11 protein-coding genes and 1 pseudogene are annotated in these 15,714 nt (G+C 70.9%); 5 read left to right on the top strand and 7 right to left on the bottom strand.

Going from position 1 to position 15,714, the window contains the following annotated elements; genetic code table 11:
- Nucleotides 1-13 precede the first annotated feature (13 nt).
- Genes OG395_RS33490 through OG395_RS33480 form a run of 3 tightly spaced genes read right to left on the bottom strand, consistent with a single transcriptional unit; the run spans nucleotide 14 to nucleotide 3,134 of the window.
- Nucleotides 14-844, bottom strand: coding sequence for a sugar phosphate isomerase/epimerase family protein (locus OG395_RS33490; RefSeq protein ID WP_327246251.1), 831 nt, complete (start codon nucleotides 842-844; stop codon nucleotides 14-16).
- Complete coding sequence (locus OG395_RS33485) at nucleotides 841-1,986, bottom strand: dihydrodipicolinate synthase family protein (protein ID WP_327246250.1); 1,146 nt, start codon at nucleotides 1,984-1,986, stop codon at nucleotides 841-843. Before OG395_RS33485 ends, OG395_RS33490 begins: the two co-directional genes overlap by 4 nt.
- Complete coding sequence (locus tag OG395_RS33480) at nucleotides 1,983-3,134, bottom strand: Gfo/Idh/MocA family protein (protein WP_327246249.1); 1,152 nt, start codon at nucleotides 3,132-3,134, stop codon at nucleotides 1,983-1,985. Before OG395_RS33480 ends, OG395_RS33485 begins: the two co-directional genes overlap by 4 nt.
- 108 nt (nucleotides 3,135-3,242) lie before the next feature.
- Between OG395_RS33480 and OG395_RS33475 the strand changes: the two genes are divergently transcribed.
- Nucleotides 3,243-4,346 carry a LacI family DNA-binding transcriptional regulator gene (locus OG395_RS33475; protein WP_327246248.1) on the top strand — a complete coding sequence of 368 codons (1,104 nt, stop codon included), beginning with the start codon at nucleotides 3,243-3,245 and terminating at the stop codon, nucleotides 4,344-4,346.
- 121 nt (nucleotides 4,347-4,467) lie between these two features.
- Nucleotides 4,468-5,256 carry a sugar phosphate isomerase/epimerase family protein gene (locus tag OG395_RS33470; protein WP_327246247.1) on the top strand — a complete coding sequence of 263 codons (789 nt, stop codon included), beginning with the start codon at nucleotides 4,468-4,470 and terminating at the stop codon, nucleotides 5,254-5,256.
- 12 nt (nucleotides 5,257-5,268) lie between these two features.
- Here the strand turns inward: OG395_RS33470 and OG395_RS33465 are convergent, their stop codons facing one another.
- Nucleotides 5,269-6,171 carry an EamA family transporter gene (locus OG395_RS33465; RefSeq protein ID WP_327246246.1) on the bottom strand — a complete coding sequence of 301 codons (903 nt, stop codon included), beginning with the start codon at nucleotides 6,169-6,171 and terminating at the stop codon, nucleotides 5,269-5,271.
- A gap of 100 nt (nucleotides 6,172-6,271) precedes the next feature.
- On the opposite strand from OG395_RS33465, the pseudogene OG395_RS33460 reads away from it, so the two are divergent.
- Both OG395_RS33460 and OG395_RS33455 read left to right on the top strand, forming a co-directional pair.
- Nucleotides 6,272-7,144, top strand: a pseudogene (locus OG395_RS33460) (LysR family transcriptional regulator); the annotation flags it as partial.
- Nucleotides 7,145-7,378: 234 nt separating this feature from the next.
- Nucleotides 7,379-9,196, top strand: coding sequence for a glycoside hydrolase family 3 protein (locus OG395_RS33455; RefSeq protein WP_327249534.1), 1,818 nt, complete (start codon nucleotides 7,379-7,381; stop codon nucleotides 9,194-9,196).
- A gap of 76 nt (nucleotides 9,197-9,272) precedes the next feature.
- Here the strand turns inward: OG395_RS33455 and OG395_RS33450 are convergent, their stop codons facing one another.
- Together OG395_RS33450 and OG395_RS33445 are read right to left on the bottom strand one after the other, a co-directional pair.
- Nucleotides 9,273-10,757: a S28 family serine protease gene (locus OG395_RS33450; protein WP_327246245.1), complete on the bottom strand. Its 1,485-nt coding sequence runs from the start codon at nucleotides 10,755-10,757 to the stop codon at nucleotides 9,273-9,275.
- Nucleotides 10,758-10,858: 101 nt separating this feature from the next.
- Entirely contained in the window at nucleotides 10,859-11,293 is a 435-nt protein-coding gene (locus OG395_RS33445) for a hypothetical protein (RefSeq protein WP_442818626.1), read from the bottom strand.
- Nucleotides 11,294-11,453: 160 nt separating this feature from the next.
- Between OG395_RS33445 and OG395_RS33440 the strand changes: the two genes are divergently transcribed.
- On the top strand, nucleotides 11,454-11,948 hold the full coding sequence (locus tag OG395_RS33440; protein ID WP_327246244.1) for a hypothetical protein: 495 nt from the start codon (nucleotides 11,454-11,456) through the stop codon (nucleotides 11,946-11,948).
- A 10-nt stretch (nucleotides 11,949-11,958) separates the two neighbouring features.
- Here the strand turns inward: OG395_RS33440 and OG395_RS33435 are convergent, their stop codons facing one another.
- Nucleotides 11,959-15,693: an ABC transporter ATP-binding protein gene (locus OG395_RS33435; protein WP_327246243.1), complete on the bottom strand. Its 3,735-nt coding sequence runs from the start codon at nucleotides 15,691-15,693 to the stop codon at nucleotides 11,959-11,961.
- Between the last annotated feature and the right edge of the window lie 21 nt (nucleotides 15,694-15,714).

The following is a 15,714-nucleotide window of genomic DNA, read 5'->3' as shown; positions in this document are numbered from 1 at the left end:
TTCGAATCCGCTCTCAGCAGGCGTGCTCGACGTACCGCGCCGCGACCTCCGCAAGGACTTCGGTGCCGTCGCGCGCCCACAGGTCCTCGTTGAAGATCTCCACCTCGATCGCTCCGTCGAATCCGGTGGCCTCGACCATCGCGCGGAATGCGCGGAAGTCGACGCTCCCGTCGCCGAGTTGACCCCGTCCGACGAGTACGCCCGCCGGGAGCGGGGTGATCCAGTCCGCCAGCTGGAACGAGTGGATACGGCCGCCCTCCCCCGCCCTCGCGATCTGTGCGGCCGCCTGGTCGTCCCACCAGATGTGGTACGTGTCGACGACCACACCGACCTGCTCCGCCGGGAAGCGCTCCGCGATGTCCAGGGCCTGGGACAGGGTGGAGACGACGCAGCGGTCCGAAGCGAACATCGGGTGCAGCGGTTCGATCGCCAGGCGTACACCGCGTTCCTGCGCATACGGGCCCAGCTCGGCAAGCGCTTCCGCGATGCGTTCGCGGGCGCCGTGGAGATCACGGCTGCCGGGCGGGAGACCGCCGGAGACCAGGACCAGGGTGTCGGTGGACAGGGCCGCCGCCTCGTCGATCGCCGCGCGGTTGTCGTCCAGGGCTCGGGCCCGTTCGGCCGGGTCGAGCGCGGTGAAGAAGCCGCCCCGGCAGAGGCTGGTGACGGTCAGGCCCGCGTCCTTCAGGAGCTGCGCGGTGCGCTCGACTCCGTACTCCTGGACAGGGCCCCGCCACAGGCCGACCTTGTCGATACCCGCCTTGACGCAGCCCTCGGTGAGCTCGGGCAGCGACCACTGCTTGATGGTCTCCTGGTTGATGCTCAGACGCGACACGTCCGTCACCGGACACCTCCGTCGACCGTGAGCAGGGCGCGCATCCGGGATTCGGCCAGCTCCGGGTCGGGGAACAGGCCGAGCCGGTCGGCGAGTTCGTACGCCTTCGCCAGGTGGGGCAGTGAGCGGGCGGACTGGAGGCCGCCGACCATCGTGAAGTGGTCCTGGTGGCCGGCCAGCCAGGCGAGGAAGACCACGCCCGTCTTGTAGAAGCGAGTGGGAGCCTGGAAGAGGTGCCGGGACAGCTCGACCGTGGGGTCGAGGAGTTCGCGGAAGCCCTTCACGTCCCCGGTGTCCAGGACGCGTACCGCGTGGGCGGCCAACGGGCCGAGCGGGTCGAAGATGCCGAGCAGGGCGTGGCTGAAGCCCCGGTCGTCGCCCGCGATCAGCTCGGGGTAGTTGAAGTCGTCGCCGGTGTAGCAGCGGACCCCGCCGGGAAGACGGCGGCGTACGTCGATCTCGCGCTCGGCGTCGAGGAGCGAGATCTTGATGCCGTCGACCTTGTCGGGGTGTTCGGCGATGACCTTCAGGAAGGTGTCGGTGGCGGCGTCGAGGTCCGATGAGCCCCAGTAGCCCTCCAGCGCGGGGTCGAACATCGGGCCGAGCCAGTGCAGGACGACCGGCTCCGAGGCCTGGCGCAGCAGGTGTGCGTACGTCTCCAGGTAGTCCTCGGGGCCGTTCGCCGCGGCGGCGAGGGCGCGGGACGCCATCAGGATGGCCTGGGCACCGCTCTCCTCGACGAGGGTGAGCTGCTCCTCGTACGCGGCCTTCACCTCGGCGAGCGTGGCGGGCCCTGCGGGGAGCTGGTCGGTGCCGACGCCGCATGCGATCCGGCCGCCGACGGCCTTTGCCTCGGCGGCGGAGCGGCGGATGAGTTCGGCGGCGCCGGCCCAGTCCAGACCCATGCCGCGCTGGGCGGTGTCCATGGCTTCGGCGACGCCGAGGCCGTGCGACCACAGATGGCGGCGGAAGGCGAGGGTGGCGTCCCAGTCGACGGCCGCGGGGTCGTCGGGGCTGATGTCGGCGTACGGGTCGGCGACGACGTGGGCGGCGGAGAAGACCGTACGGGAGGCGAGCGGAGCCCCGGACGGTGCGAGGTCGAGCGGGGTGGTTCGGGGTTCGTACGGGCCCTGCGGGAGATGGATCGTCACAGCGTCAGCTCCGGTACGTCCAGGCGTCGACCCTCGGCGGAGGACTTGAGCCCGAGCTCGGCGAGCTGGACACCTCGGGCGCCGGCCATCAGGTCCCAGGTGTACGGCTCGTCGAGCACGATGTGGCGCAGGAAGAGCTCCCACTGGGCCTTGAAGCCGTTGTCGAAGGCGGCGTTGTCGGGGACTTCCTGCCACTGGTCGCGGAACGACTCGGTGACCGGGAGGTCGGGGTTCCAGACCGGCTTGGGGGTGGCCGAGCGGTGCTGGACGCGGCAGTTGCGCAGCCCGGCAACGGCGGAGCCGTGCGTTCCGTCGACCTGGAACTCGACGAGTTCGTCGCGGTTGACGCGGACGGTCCAGGAGGAGTTGATCTGGGCGACGGCGCCACCGGCCAGCTGGAAGATGCCGTAGGCGGCGTCGTCGGCGGTCGCGGCGTACGGCTTGCCCTGCTCGTCCCAGCGCTGCGGGATGTGCGTCCGGACGTGCGCCTGAACGGTCTTGACCTGGCCGAACAGCTCGTGGAGCACGTACTCCCAGTGCGGGAACATGTCGACGACGATGCCGCCGCCGTCCTCGGCACGGTAGTTCCAGGAGGGGCGCTGGGCCTCCTGCCAGTCGCCCTCGAAGACCCAGTAGCCGAACTCGCCGCGCACGGAGAGGATCTCGCCGAAGAAGCCGCCGTCGATGAGGCGCTTCAGCTTCAGCAGGCCCGGCAGGAAGATCTTGTCCTGGACGACGCCGTGCTTGATCCCGGCGTCCTTGGCGAGGCGGGCCAGCTCCAGGGCGCCCTCGACGTCCGTCGCGGTGGGCTTCTCGGTGTAGATGTGCTTGCCCGCGGCGATCGCCTTCTTGATCGCTTCGACGCGGGCCGAGGTGACCTGGGCGTCGAAGTAGATGTCGATGGTGTCGTCCGCGAGGACCGCGTCGAGGTCGGTCGACCACTCGGCCAGACCGTGCCGGTCGGCGAGTTCCTCCAGCGCATGGGCGCGGCGGCCGACGAGGACGGGCTCGGGCCACAGCACCTCGCCGCCGCCGAGGTCGAGGCCGCCCTGCTCGCGGATCGCGAGGATCGAACGCACCAGGTGCTGCCGGTATCCCATGCGACCCGTGACGCCGTTCATGGCGATGCGCACTGTCCTGCGTGTCACGAAGTTCCCTCCATACAGCCGTAGCAAGCGCTTTCTATGCGGTATGACGCTAGCCTGCCGACAGCGGCCCGGACAAGAGGGCTCCGTCCAAAACCCTCGGAGGAAGCGATGACAGTCACCCTCGCGGACGTGGCGGCTCGCGCCCGGGTGTCGCCCGCCACCGTGTCGCGCGTGCTCAACGGCAACTACCCGGTGGCGGCGTCCACCCGGGAGCGGGTGCTGCGCGCGGTGGACGACCTGGACTACGTACTCAACGGACCGGCCAGCTCGCTCGCCGCCGCCACGTCCGACCTGGTCGGCATCCTGGTCAACGACATCGCCGACCCGTTCTTCGGGATCATGGCCGGGGCGGCGCAGACCGAGATCGGCGGGCCGGGCGACGGCTCTGGGCGGGCCGGGGGCGAGAAGCTCGCCGTCGTCTGCAACACCGGTGGCTCCCCCGCACGCGAACTGACCTACCTCACCCTGCTCCAGCGTCAGCGCGCCGCGGCCGTCATTCTCACCGGCGGCGCGGTGGAGGACCCGGCGCACCAGGCGGCGATGGCGGCGAAGCTGGCGAAACTCGCGGACGCCGGGACCAGGGTGGTGCTGTGCGGGCGGCCCCCGCTGCCCGAGGGCGAAGCGGTCGTGGCGGCGCTCGCCTTCGACAACCGGGGCGGCGGCCGACGCCTCACCGAACACCTGCTGACGCTCGGCCACCGGCGGATCGGCTATGTCGCGGGCCCGGTGGAGCGGACGACGACGCGCCACCGGCTGGAAGGGCACCGCGACGCGATGGTGGCGGCGGGCCTGTACGGGGACGACACGACCGTGGAAGGGCCTCTCGCGACCGCCCTGGACGAGGATCGTCTCACCGTCCACGGTCCGTACGACCGCCGGTCAGGTTACGACGCGACGCTCGAACTCCTGCGCCGCGAACCGGAGGTGACGGCGATCGTCGCCGCCAACGACACCGTGGCCCTGGGCGCGAGCGCGGCGATCCGGGACCGCGGTCTGCGTATCCCCGAGGACATCTCCGTGGCCGGTTTCGACGACCTGCCGTTCTCGGTGGACGCGGTCCCGGCCCTGACGACCGTACGGCTGCCGCTGTTCGAGGCAGGGGCGCGGGCCGGCCGGCTGGCGATGGGCAAGGAGACCCCGCCGCCCGGAGGCATCGCGACGATCGCGGCGGAGCTGATGGTGCGGGGGTCGACGGCGCCGCCGCGGAAGTGACGCGTCCGGGTTCCGTTCCCCGGTCCGGGGTACCCGTACCGCGTGCCGTGGGCCGATGATGTGCGGGCCGCTGTCCGGTCCGTACGGCGCAGGGGCAGGTACCGACGGAAGGAACACTCACGTGAAGCTCGCTTTCTCGACCCTCGGAGTACCGGGGATGCCGATCGCCGACGTCATCCGGCTCGCCGTCGACCACGGCTACCAGGGGGTGGAGCTGCGTGCCCACCCCGAGGAGCCGGTGCACCCGGGACTCTCCTCGGCCGAACGCGCCGACGTGGCCGAGGAGTTCAAGAAGGGCGGCGTCGAGATCCTGACCGTCGCCGGGTACGTCCGGGTCGCCGCCGAGGGGGACGACCAGCCGATGCTGGACGAGCTCGCCGGGCTGGTGGAGCTGGCGCGGGACCTCGGCGCCTCCCACGTCCGGGTCTTCCCCGGTGGCGGCGGGCTGGACCCGGAGGTGGCCGACGCGAACGCCGCCCGCCGGCTGGGCGCCGCCGCCCCCTACGCCGCCGACCTGGGCGTACGGATCCTGCTCGAGACCCATGACTCGCACCGGGCCGGTGCCGACGTGGCCCGGATCGTCGGGACGGTCGGACACCGGCAGGTCGGTGCGCTGTGGGACATCATGCACACCTGGCTGGCGGGCGAGGAGCCGGTCGCGAGCCATGCGGTGCTCGCCCCGCATCTGGGATACGTACAGGTCAAGGACATCGCGTCGGCGGAGGACACCGAACCGTTGGCGCTCGGGGCCGGGGTGCTGCCGCTGGGTGCCTGCCTGGACACGCTGGACGCGGACAGCTGGGTCTGCTGGGAGTACGAGAAGCGCTGGCACCCGCACGCGGCCGAGCTGCCCGGGCTGCTGAGTGCGGGACGGGAGCACTTGCTCCGACTGGGCGCGCCCAAGCAGTAGCGGCCGGCCGGTTCAGGCGCGCGCGGGCTGCGGTTCCGGCGTCTCCGCGGACCGCGTCCGCCGCGCCCCCGCCAGTGACGTGAGCGCCACCCCGCCCACCAGCAGCGCCGCAGCGCACCACCGCAGCGGGCTCACCGACTCGCCGAGGAACAGCGCGGCCGAGGACATCCCGAAGACCGGGACGAGCAGGGTGAACGGGGCCACGGACGACGCCGGGTGATGGCGCAGCAGGAAACCCCACGCCCCGAAGCCGAAGACCGTGGTGATCCAGGCGACGTAGACGATGATGCCGACGCCGCTCCAGTCCAGTGCGGCCAGCGCGTCGGCGTCGCGGTCCCAGCCCTCGAAGAGGAGGGAGAGGCCGAGCAGCGGCAGGACGGGCACGGTCGAGACCCAGACCATGAAGTTGAGGGAGTCGGGCGGGGCGGCCTTGCGGGTCAGGACGTTCGACACACCCCAGCAGGCCGCCGCCACGATCACCAGCACGAAGGCGAGCACGGGGCCGCTCGCGCCCTCGTCCACCGCCGCGACCCCGATACCGGCCAGCGCGATCCCCATCCCCGACATCCTCGCTCCGCCCGGCCGTTCGCCGAGCGTCACGGCCGCGAAGAGGGCCGTGAAGACCGCCTGGACCTGGAGCACCAGGGAGGACAGACCGGCGGGCATTCCGCGGTCCATGCCGATGAACAGCAGACCGAACTTCGCCACGCCCAGGACCAGCCCGACGCCCACGATCCACTTCCACGCGACCTTGGGCCGCCCAACGAAGAAGACCGCGGGCAGCGCCGCGACCAGGAAGCGGAGGGCGGAGAAGAGCAGCGGCGGGAAGTGCCCGAGGCCGACCTCGATGACGACGAAATTGACGCCCCAGACGGCAGCCACCAGGGCGGCCAGGGCGATGTGAAGGGGACGCATGGAGCGAGGATCACCCGCCGGGACCATGTAGCACCAGCACGGATTTCTTCATGGTGAAATTGAGCGTTGCTAATGAATCAGGAAGGTCCGGGAGGTTCCGGTGCTCGATCTGTCCCGGCTGCGCGCACTGCACGCCATCTCCGTCCACGGGTCCGTAGCGGGCGCCGCGGCCGCGCTCGGCTACACCCCGTCGGCGGTCTCCCAGCAGATCACGAAGCTGGAGCGGGAGACCCGCACGACGCTGCTGGAGCGGCGCGGGCGCGGTGTCGCGCTCACCGAGGAGGCGCTCCATCTCGCCGCCACCGCCCAGCAGTTGCTGGCGATCGTGGAGCGCGCCGAGACGACGCTGGAGGAGCGCCGGGGGCTGCCGACGGGGCGGCTGTCGATCGGCGCCTTCGCGTCTGCGGCGCGCGGCCTGCTGCCCGGCGTGCTGGCCGAGCTGGACCGGGACCACCCCGCCCTGGACGTGCGGCTGACCGAGGTCGACCCTCATCTGTCGGTCGATCTGGTGGCCAAGGGCGTGATCGATCTCGCTGTCGCGCACGACTGGGACATCGCACCGTTGCCCGCCCCCGAGGGCATCGCGCAGGCGGTGATCGGCGACGACCGGTGCGATCTGCTGGTGCCGGAGGGGCATCGCCTCGCCGGGCGGGACGCGGTACGGCGCGAGGAGCTGGCGAAGGAGCGGTGGATCTGCCAGCCGCCGGGGACGGTCTGTCACGACTGGCTCGTACGGACGCTGCGGGCGGCGGGTTACGAGCCGGACATCCGGCACCAGGCGGAGGAGAACCACACCCAACTGGCGCTGCTCGCCGCCGGTCTCGGAGTCGCGATGATCCCGCGGCTGGGGCGGGGACCGCTGCCGGCGGGAGTGGTGGCGGTGCCGCTGGACCCCGTACCGGTGCGGCGACTGTACGCGTTGTGGCGCACGGAGGCGGCCCGGCGGCCCGCGATCACGGTGGCGGTGGAATCGCTTCAGGCGCGGGGTGCGCGGGCGGGCTTGGCGCAGGGGCCGCGGGGGACTTCGGGGGTGCGGGCCTGTGGCCATGGACCTGCCTCGAGCACCGAACAGGCCGAGCCGGATCGCACGTCGCCGAGCCGATTATCGGGTCGCCCCCTTGACTGGAAGTTACTTTCTAGATATTCGTGCCCTTTGGAAGTTACTTTCACCGCCCCCTCTCCCCTGAGTACGGCCGAAGGAGCTCACGTGCACCACCGCACCTCCAGACGCACCCTCCTCACCGCCACCGCCGTGACCGCCGCAGCGGTTGCGACCGGCGCGGTCTCCGCCCCCGGGGCATTCGCCTCCTCCGCCTCCAGCACCGAGCGCCTCAAGCAGCTCATCTCCCGGATGAGCCTGGAGGAGAAGGTCGGCCAGCTCTTCGTGATGCGGGTGTACGGGCACTCCGCCACCGAGCCCGACCAGGCCGACATCAACGCGAACATGGCCGAGATCGGGGTCCGTACCGCCGCCGAGATGATCGCCAAGTACCACGTCGGCGGCATCATCTACTTCGCCTGGGCGCACAACACCCGCGATCCGCACCAGATCGCCGACCTCTCCAACGGCATCCAGCGCGCCGGTCTCGCCGGTCCCACGCCCCTGCCGCTCCTGATCTCCACCGACCAGGAGCACGGCATCGTCTGCCGCGTCGGCGAGCCCGCCACGCTGATGCCGGGTGCGATGGCACTCGGTGCGGGCGGTTCGCGTTCCGACGCGCGCCGGGCCGGGCAGATCGCGGGCGCCGAGCTCGCCGCGATCGGCATCAACCAGAACTACGCCCCGGACTCCGACGTCAACGTCAACCCGGCCAACCCGGTGATCGGCGTACGGTCCTTCGGCGCCGATCCGCAGGCCGTGGCCGGGATGGTCGCCGCGCAGGTGAAGGGGTATCAGAGCGCCGGAATCGCCTCGACGGCCAAGCACTTCCCGGGCCACGGCGACACCAACACCGACAGCCACTCCGGTCTGCCCTACATCCACCACTCCCGCGACCAGTGGGCCGAGCTGGACGCACCGCCGTTCCGCGCCGCGATCGCCGCGGGCATCGACGCGATCATGACCGCGCACATCGTCGTCCCCGCGCTCGACGCCGCCGAGGACCCGGCGACCCTGTCCCGGCCGATCCTCACCGGCATCCTGCGCGAGGAGCTCGGTTACGACGGTGTCGTGGTCACCGACTCGCTCGGCATGGAGGGGGTGCGCACGAAGTACGGCGACGACCGCGTGCCCGTCCTCGCCCTGCAGGCGGGTGTGGACCAGCTGTTGAACCCGCCGAGCCTCGACGTCTCCTGGAACGCCGTTCTGGCGGCCGTGAAGAGCGGTGAGATCAGCGAGGCCAGGATCGAGGAATCGATCCTGCGCATCCTGCGGCTGAAGGCGAAGCTGGGGCTGTTCGACGACCCGTTCGTCAGCCACCAGGGCGTGGACCGTGCCGTCGGCACCCGGTCGCACCTCGCCGCCGCCGACCGGATCGCGGAGCACACCACCACGCTGCTGGCCAACACCGGTGCGGTGCTGCCGCTGTCCCGCCGCTCCCACAAGAACCTCCTCGTGGTCGGCGCCGATCCCGCCTCCCCGTCCGGCACCACCGGACCGCCGACCACCACCCTCGCCGGCGCCTTCACCGAATTGGGGTACGCGGCGACCGCACTGTCCACCGGCACCGCGCCCAGCCAGGCGAAGATCGCCGAGGCGGTGGCGGCCGCGCAGGGCAAGGACGCGGTGATCGTGGGGACGTACAACGTCTCGGCGACCAGCTCCCAGCGCACCCTGGTCAGCGCCCTCGTGGCGACCGGCGTTCCGGTGATCACGATCGCGATCCGGAACCCGTACGACATCGCCCAGCTGCCCGCCCACGCGGCGAGCCTGGCCGCGTACTCCTGGACGGATGTCGAACTGCGCGCCGCGGCCCGGGTGATCGCGGGTCGCGCCGAACCGGAGGGCCGACTGCCGGTGCCGGTGCAACGGGCGGACGATCCGACGCAGGTGCTGTACCCGGTCGGCTACGGCCTGACGTACTGACCGGACGGGCCACGCGCGCGTGCCGGGTCCGAACCGCACGGTTCGGACCCGGCACGCATCACACCGTGCCGGCCTTCTACGGCCGCAATGCGGGGCCCTGCCTGCGCTCGCTCGTCACGTCCCGCTTGTCGAGCCGCGCGTCGTACGGCGCGAGCGGCTTCGCCTTGGCCGGGTCCGACTGCACGGCGGCCGGGGCGACGCCCGCCCAGCGGAGGATGTCGGCGGTCGCCTTCGCCTTCTCGTCGGCGGTGAGACCGGCCACATTGGAACCGTGGTTGCCGCCGGCCACCGTGTAGACGTGGCTGTCATGGGCGCCGTTGCCGAGGCGGAAGCGCTCCGCACCCCACGGGTCGTTCTCCCCGTACACCCACATCATCCGGGTGGCGTTGTGCTTCACCCAGGTGTCGACGTCCCGCATCGCCGACGGCTGGAATGTCATCGGGATGGAGCTCGGCACGAAGGTGCGTGGCGGCTGGTATCCGTAGCGGCTGAGATTGCCGAGCCACGGCTGCTTGATGTCCGGCGAACCGAGCTGGGTGCCCGCCTGGTAGTAGTACGGCGTGTACCTCTCCAGGCCCTGGTCCACGTAGGCGGAGAAGCCCGAGATGGTGTCGATCGAGTCCCAGATCGCCTGGTCGGGTGCGGTCTTGGCATCGGCGGGGATGGTGTCGCAGTCGGCGAGCTTGCTGTACTGCCAGTACGCCCAGACGTAGTCCATGACGACGGCTTCGTACGCCTTGTCGAGGGATCCGACGGTGTTGAAGGTGTAGCCGTTCGTGTCGGCGTACTCCTTGTACTTCTTCTCCAGCGGCTCGCGGCGGATCAGCGCCTCGCGCTGCACACCCTCGAGCCGGTCGCGACACTCCTTCGTGCCGACGTTCTCGAAGAACCGGTCGTACGCCGAGTCCTCCTTGTTGACCACGTCGTTCGGCGCGACGTACGCGACGACGCCGTCCATGTCCTTCGGGTAGAAGCGCTCGAAGTACGTGGCGGTCATGCCGCCCTTGGAACCGCCGGTGCTCAGCCAGTTCTCGGAGTAGATCTGCTTCAGCGCGGTGAAGACGCGGTGCTGGTCGCTGGCTGCCTGCCAGATGTCGAGCTTCGACCAGTCGGCCGGAGCCGGACGGGACGGGGTGAAGAAGCGGTACTCCAGCGAGACCTGGTTGCCGTCGATGATCCGGGTCGGCTCGGAGCGGCTGGGGTTCGTGGAGACGTTGTACCCGCTGGTGTAGAAGACCGTCGGGCGCGAGGTGTCCTTGTGCAGCAGGGTGATGCGCTGCTGGAACGTGCCCTTGGACGGGTGCCGGTGGTCGATCGGCTGGGTGTAGTTGAGAACGAAGTAGCGGTAGCCGGCGTACGGCTTCTCCTCGATCAGACTCATCCCGGGTATGGCCAGGATGCGGTCCTTGATGTCCGCGGTCGCATCGGCGGACCGGTCGGACCCGGCTGACCGGATCGCGGTCGCGTCCGCGGCACTGGCCGTACCGACGGAGGCACCCGTCGCGCTCGCCGTGCCTATGAGCACCGCGAGCGAAAGGAAACCTCTGAGCGCCTTGCGCATGCACCCTCCCCGGGAATTTCACCTGGATTCACAAGATTCATCGCGAATCTAGCGGTGCAACACCCGGCTGACCAGCCCCTCCTGTCACTTCGTCAGAAATATCAGCAGAGTATCCAGCCCGTGGCGCCGGATTTTCCGGCGACGGAACCCGCGGCCCGGACACATCGGTGCAGTGCGTGGACGGTCACCCGGCCGGTCTGCTTGGTGAACCTGCCACTGTCGGCGACGGGCCGGCCGCCGCGCGCCTGGATCATGACGGACATCTCGCGGCGCGGGCCCGGCTTCTTCGCGACCGTGATCGCGCAGGCGTAGGAGCGGCTCCTGAAGATGCGCACCTCACCCGTGGAGAACGTCACGGTCTTCGCGAGCCGCCCGCCGCAGGGCGATGCGGCGTCGGCGCTGCCGGCCCCGGGACCGCCGAGCACCAGCCCGACGGCGGTCACCAGCGCCAGTACGAACGCCTGGACCAGCACCCGTCGTCCGGTGCCGCCGCCTCCGGCGGTTTTCCCATTCCTGTTCCCCAGCAGTTCCCTCACCCCATCGAACGCTCTCGCCCCCGCACGGCTCATACGCGTACATGCGTACGACGCGAAGGGCCATCCGAAGGTTGCATGCGGCGCGCTCCGCATCCCGCGCAACCGAACCCCCACACCATGGGTCCAATAGGGCAGAGTCGTACGAAAGGTAGGAACTGTCGTGCTCCAACTCCGCAAAGCGCCCGGCCCGCGCGGCCGCCGCAGCGTCGGCCGCACCCTTCTCGTGACCGCTCTCCTCGCCGCCGCCTCCGTGGTCCCGGCAGCCGCTGCCGCGCCGCAGGCCCCGGCGCGCGCGACGCAGACGCGCAGCGCCCACTCCACCCCCGCCCATCAGCAGGTTGCCCACTTCTACGGCGCCTATGTCGACGCGGTCACGGCCGAGGGCGGCGGCAAGCTCGCCACCGCCCTCCGGTCGTTCTACCTGACGCCCGGGTTCCGCTCACACCTGCGCACCTGGGAGGCGCGCAACCACGCGGACGGGGTGCTCCGCGCCCAGAACACACCGCTCGCCTTCCAGGTCACCGCGGGCGACAGCGGCGCCGGTCACACCTGGTCGAAGGTGCGGCTGACCTGGAGCGGCGGCAAGCACCCCGTGTACACGTATCTGACCGTTCAGTCGGACCTGCAGACCGGCAAGATCTCCGGCATCCGCTGAGACCCGCGGTTCAGACTCCCGCCCGCTCGTCCTCCCCGATGAAGGTGCGCCACAGCACGGCGTAATGCCCTTCCTTGGCGAGGAGTTCGTCATGCGTGCCGTCCTCGACGACCCGGCCGTGGTCCATCACCACGACCCGGTCGGCGCGGGCGGCCGTGGTCAGCCGGTGGGCGACGACGAGAGTGGTGCGCCGGCCGGTCAGCCGGTCGGTCGCCTGGTTGACCAGGGCCTCGCTGGCGAGGTCCAGGGAGGCGGTCGCCTCGTCGAGCAACAGGACGTCCGGGTCGACGAGTTCGGCGCGGGCGAGTGCGATCAGCTGGCGCTGGCCGGCCGAGAGGTTGCGGCCCCGCTCGGCGACCTCGTGCAGATAGCCGCCGTCCAGAGTGGCGATCATGTCGTGCGCGCCGACCGCCCGGGCCGCCGCCTCCACCTGGGCGTCGGTGGCGTCCGGCCGCCCGTACGCGATGGCGTCCCGGACCGTACCTGCGAAGAGGTACGCCTCCTGCGGTACGACTCCGAGCCGGTGCCGGTACGCGGTGAGGTCGAGGCGACGCAGATCGGCGCCGTCCGCCGTGACCCGGCCGCCCGTCGGGTCGTAGAACCGGGCGACGAGCTTGACCAGGGTGGACTTCCCGGCGCCGGTCTCCCCGACGAACGCGACGGTCTGCCCGGCCGGGATCCGCAGGTTGATGCCGGTGAGTGCCTCTTCCTCGTCGGAGCCGTACGCGAAGGTCACGTCCTCGAACGCGATCTCGCCGCGCAGCGACAGCACGTCCAGCGGCTCGTCGGAGTCGGCGGTGGAGGTCGGCTCCCGGAGGAGTTCCTGGATGCGACCGAGGGAGACCGTGGCCTGCTGGTAGCCGTCGAAGACCTGCGAGAGCTGCTGCACGGGCGCGAAGAACAGGTCGATGTAGAGGAGATACGCCACGAGGGCGCCGGTGGTGAGCGTGCCGTTGTCGACGCGGCCCGCGCCGACGATCAGTACGGCGGCCGCGGCCACCGACGACAGCAGCTGCACGAACGGGAAGTAGACCGAGATCAGCCACTGGCCGCGCACCCGGGCCTCGCGGTAGTGGTCGCTGCGGTCGGCGAACCGCTCCGCGCCGTCCTTCTCGCGGCGGAACGCCTGCACGATCCGGAGCCCGGAGACGGACTCCTGGAGGTCGGCGTTGACGACGCTGATCCGCTCACGGGCCAGCTCGTACGCCTTGACGCTCTTGCGGCGGAAGAAGAACGTACCGATGACCAGCACCGGCAGGGTCGCGAAGACGACGAGCGCCAGCTGGACGTCGAGGACGAGCAGCACGCCCATGATGCCGAAGAACGTGACGACGGAGACGAAGGCCGTGACCAGACCGGTCTGGAGGAACGTGGACAGCGCGTCCACGTCCGTCGTCATCCGGGTCATGATGCGGCCGGTGAGCTCGCGCTCGTAGTAGTCGAGACCGAGCCGCTGGAGCTGCGCGAAGATCTTCAGCCGGAGCGAGTAGAGCACCCGCTCTCCGGTGCGGCCCGTCATCCGGGTCTCGCCGATCTGCGCCGCCCACTGCACCAGCACGACGAGCAGGGCGAGCACGGACGCCGCCCAGACCGCACCGGTCGCCATCTGCGTGACGCCCTGGTCGATGCCGTGCCGGATCAGTACGGGCAGGAGCAGGCTCATGCCCGCGTCGACGGCGACGAGCGCCAGGCTGACCGCCAGCGGAAGCCCGAAGCCACGCAGCAGCCGGCGAAGCCCGTAGGACTCCTCGCGCCGGACGGCGCGTGCCTCGTCGATCCCGGGGGTGTCGGTGGCCGGGGGAAGCGCCTCGACCTGGGCGAGCAGCTCGGGCGTGGCGGGCATGCCGGCCGCGCCGGTGTCGCGGGGCTCCTCCTTACGGACCCAGAGTCCGGGGCTGATGCCGCGCTCGGCGTCGAAATCGGCTTCCAGCTCCTCCTGGAGCGCCCGGTTGTCCTCGACGGCCGTGTCGGCCATCACCGGCTGGTGGCCCGGGGAGGTGCCGCCCAGCTCGTCCGGGTCGGTGAGCAGACGCCGGTAGAGGGCGGAGCGGAGCTCCAGCTCCTCGTGCGTGCCGATGTCGGCGAGTCGGCCCTTGTCGAGTACGGCGATGCGGTCGGCGAGGCCGAGAGTGGAGCGGCGGTGGGCGATGAGGAGGGTCGTCCGCCCCTCCATGACCTGGGCGAGGGCCTCGTGGATCTCGTGCTCGACGCGGGCGTCGACGGCGGATGTGGCGTCGTCGAGGAGGAGCAGCCGGGGGTCGGTGAGGATGGCGCGGGCGAGCGCGACGCGCTGGCGCTGGCCGCCGGAGAGGGTGAGCCCGTGCTCGCCGACCTTGGTGTCGTAGCCGTTCGGCAGATCGGCGATGAACCCGTCCGCCTGGGCGGCGCGGGCGGCCTGCTCGATCTGCTCCTGGGTGGCGTCCGGGTGCCCGTACGCGATGTTGGCGCGGACCGTGTCGGAGAAGAGGAAGCTGTCCTCCGGTACGAGGCCGATGGCGGCCCGCAGCGAGTCCTGGGTGAGCTCCCGGACGTCGTGGCCGCCGACCAGGACGGCGCCGTGCGCCACGTCGTAGAAGCGGGGCAGCAGCAGGGAGACGGTGGACTTGCCGCTGCCGGAGGCGCCGACGACGGCGACGGTCTCGCCGGGCTCGATGGTCAGCGAGAACCCGTCGAGGACCGGCCGCTCGGGGTCATACCCGAACCGCACGTCGTCGAACTCGACGCTCGCCGGGGCGTCGGCGGGGAGCTCCACCGTGCCGTCCTGCATGGTCGGCTCGGTGTCGATCAGCTCGATGACACGCTCCACACCGGCGCGGGCCTGCTGCCCGACGGTGAGGACCATGGCGAGCATCCGGACCGGCCCGACGAGCTGGGCGAGGTAGGTCGAGAACGCGACGAACGTACCGAGAGTGATCTCGCCGCGAGTGGCGAGCCAGCCGCCGAGCGCCAGCATCGCGACCTGGCCGAGCGCGGGGACGGCCTGGAGGGCGGGGGTGTACCTGGAGTTCAGCCGGATCGTGCGCAGCCGCCCGGCGAACAGCTTCCGCCCGACCTCGCGCAGCTTCCCGGTCTCCTGCTCCTCCTGCCCGAACCCCTTGACGACCCGGACCCCGGAGACCGCCCCGTCGACGACTCCGGCGACAGCGGCGGCCTGCCCCTGGGCGTACCAGGTGGCGGGGAAGAGCCGGGAGCGGGAGCGGCGGGCGATGAACCAGAGCGCGGGGGCGACGGCGATCGCGACGACGGTCAGCAGCGGCGAGAGCCACGCCATGATCACCAGGGAGATGAGGAACAGCAGCACGTTCCCGATCGTCATCGGGAGCATGAACAGCAGCCCCTGGATCAGCTGCAGGTCACTGGTGGCGCGCCCGACGACCTGCCCGGTGGACAGCTCGTCCTGCCGCTTCCCGTCGAGCCGGGTGAGCGTCCGGTACATGTCGGTGCGCAGATCGTGCTGTACGTCGAGGGCGAGCCGGCCGCCGTAGTAGCGGCGGATGTACGTCGATACGTACACCAGCACGGCGGTGGCGATCAGGAGGCCGGTCCAGACGCCGAGGGAACGGGTGTGGTTGCCGACGACATCGTCGATGATCACCTTGGTGATCAGCGGGACGACTGCCAGCACGGCCATCCCGGCGAGCGACGAACCGAGCGCCAGCAGCACATTGCGCCGATAGCGCCATGCGTAACCGCCCAGTCGCCGCGCCCAGCCCTGCTGTGCTGCGTCCGTGTCCCCGTCCGTCACCGGTGCCTCCCGTTCTGCCTG

Origin of the sequence: Streptomyces sp. NBC_01320, from assembly GCF_035974375.1 — a bacterium.
Lineage (GTDB): Bacteria > Actinomycetota > Actinomycetes > Streptomycetales > Streptomycetaceae > Streptomyces > Streptomyces yanii.
Note: the sequence above shows the minus strand (reverse complement) of the source record. Positions and strands in the feature narration are given on the sequence as shown.

Excerpts from the sequence above, each read along its gene's own strand:
- OG395_RS33475 (WP_327246248.1), top strand. The coding sequence starts at position 3,243 with ATGACAGTCACCCTCGCGGACGTGGCGGCTCGCGCCCGGGTGTCGCCC.
- OG395_RS33450 (WP_327246245.1), bottom strand. The coding sequence starts at position 10,757 with ATGCGCAAGGCGCTCAGAGGTTTCCTTTCGCTCGCGGTGCTCATAGGC.
- OG395_RS33465 (WP_327246246.1), bottom strand. The coding sequence starts at position 6,171 with ATGCGTCCCCTTCACATCGCCCTGGCCGCCCTGGTGGCTGCCGTCTGG.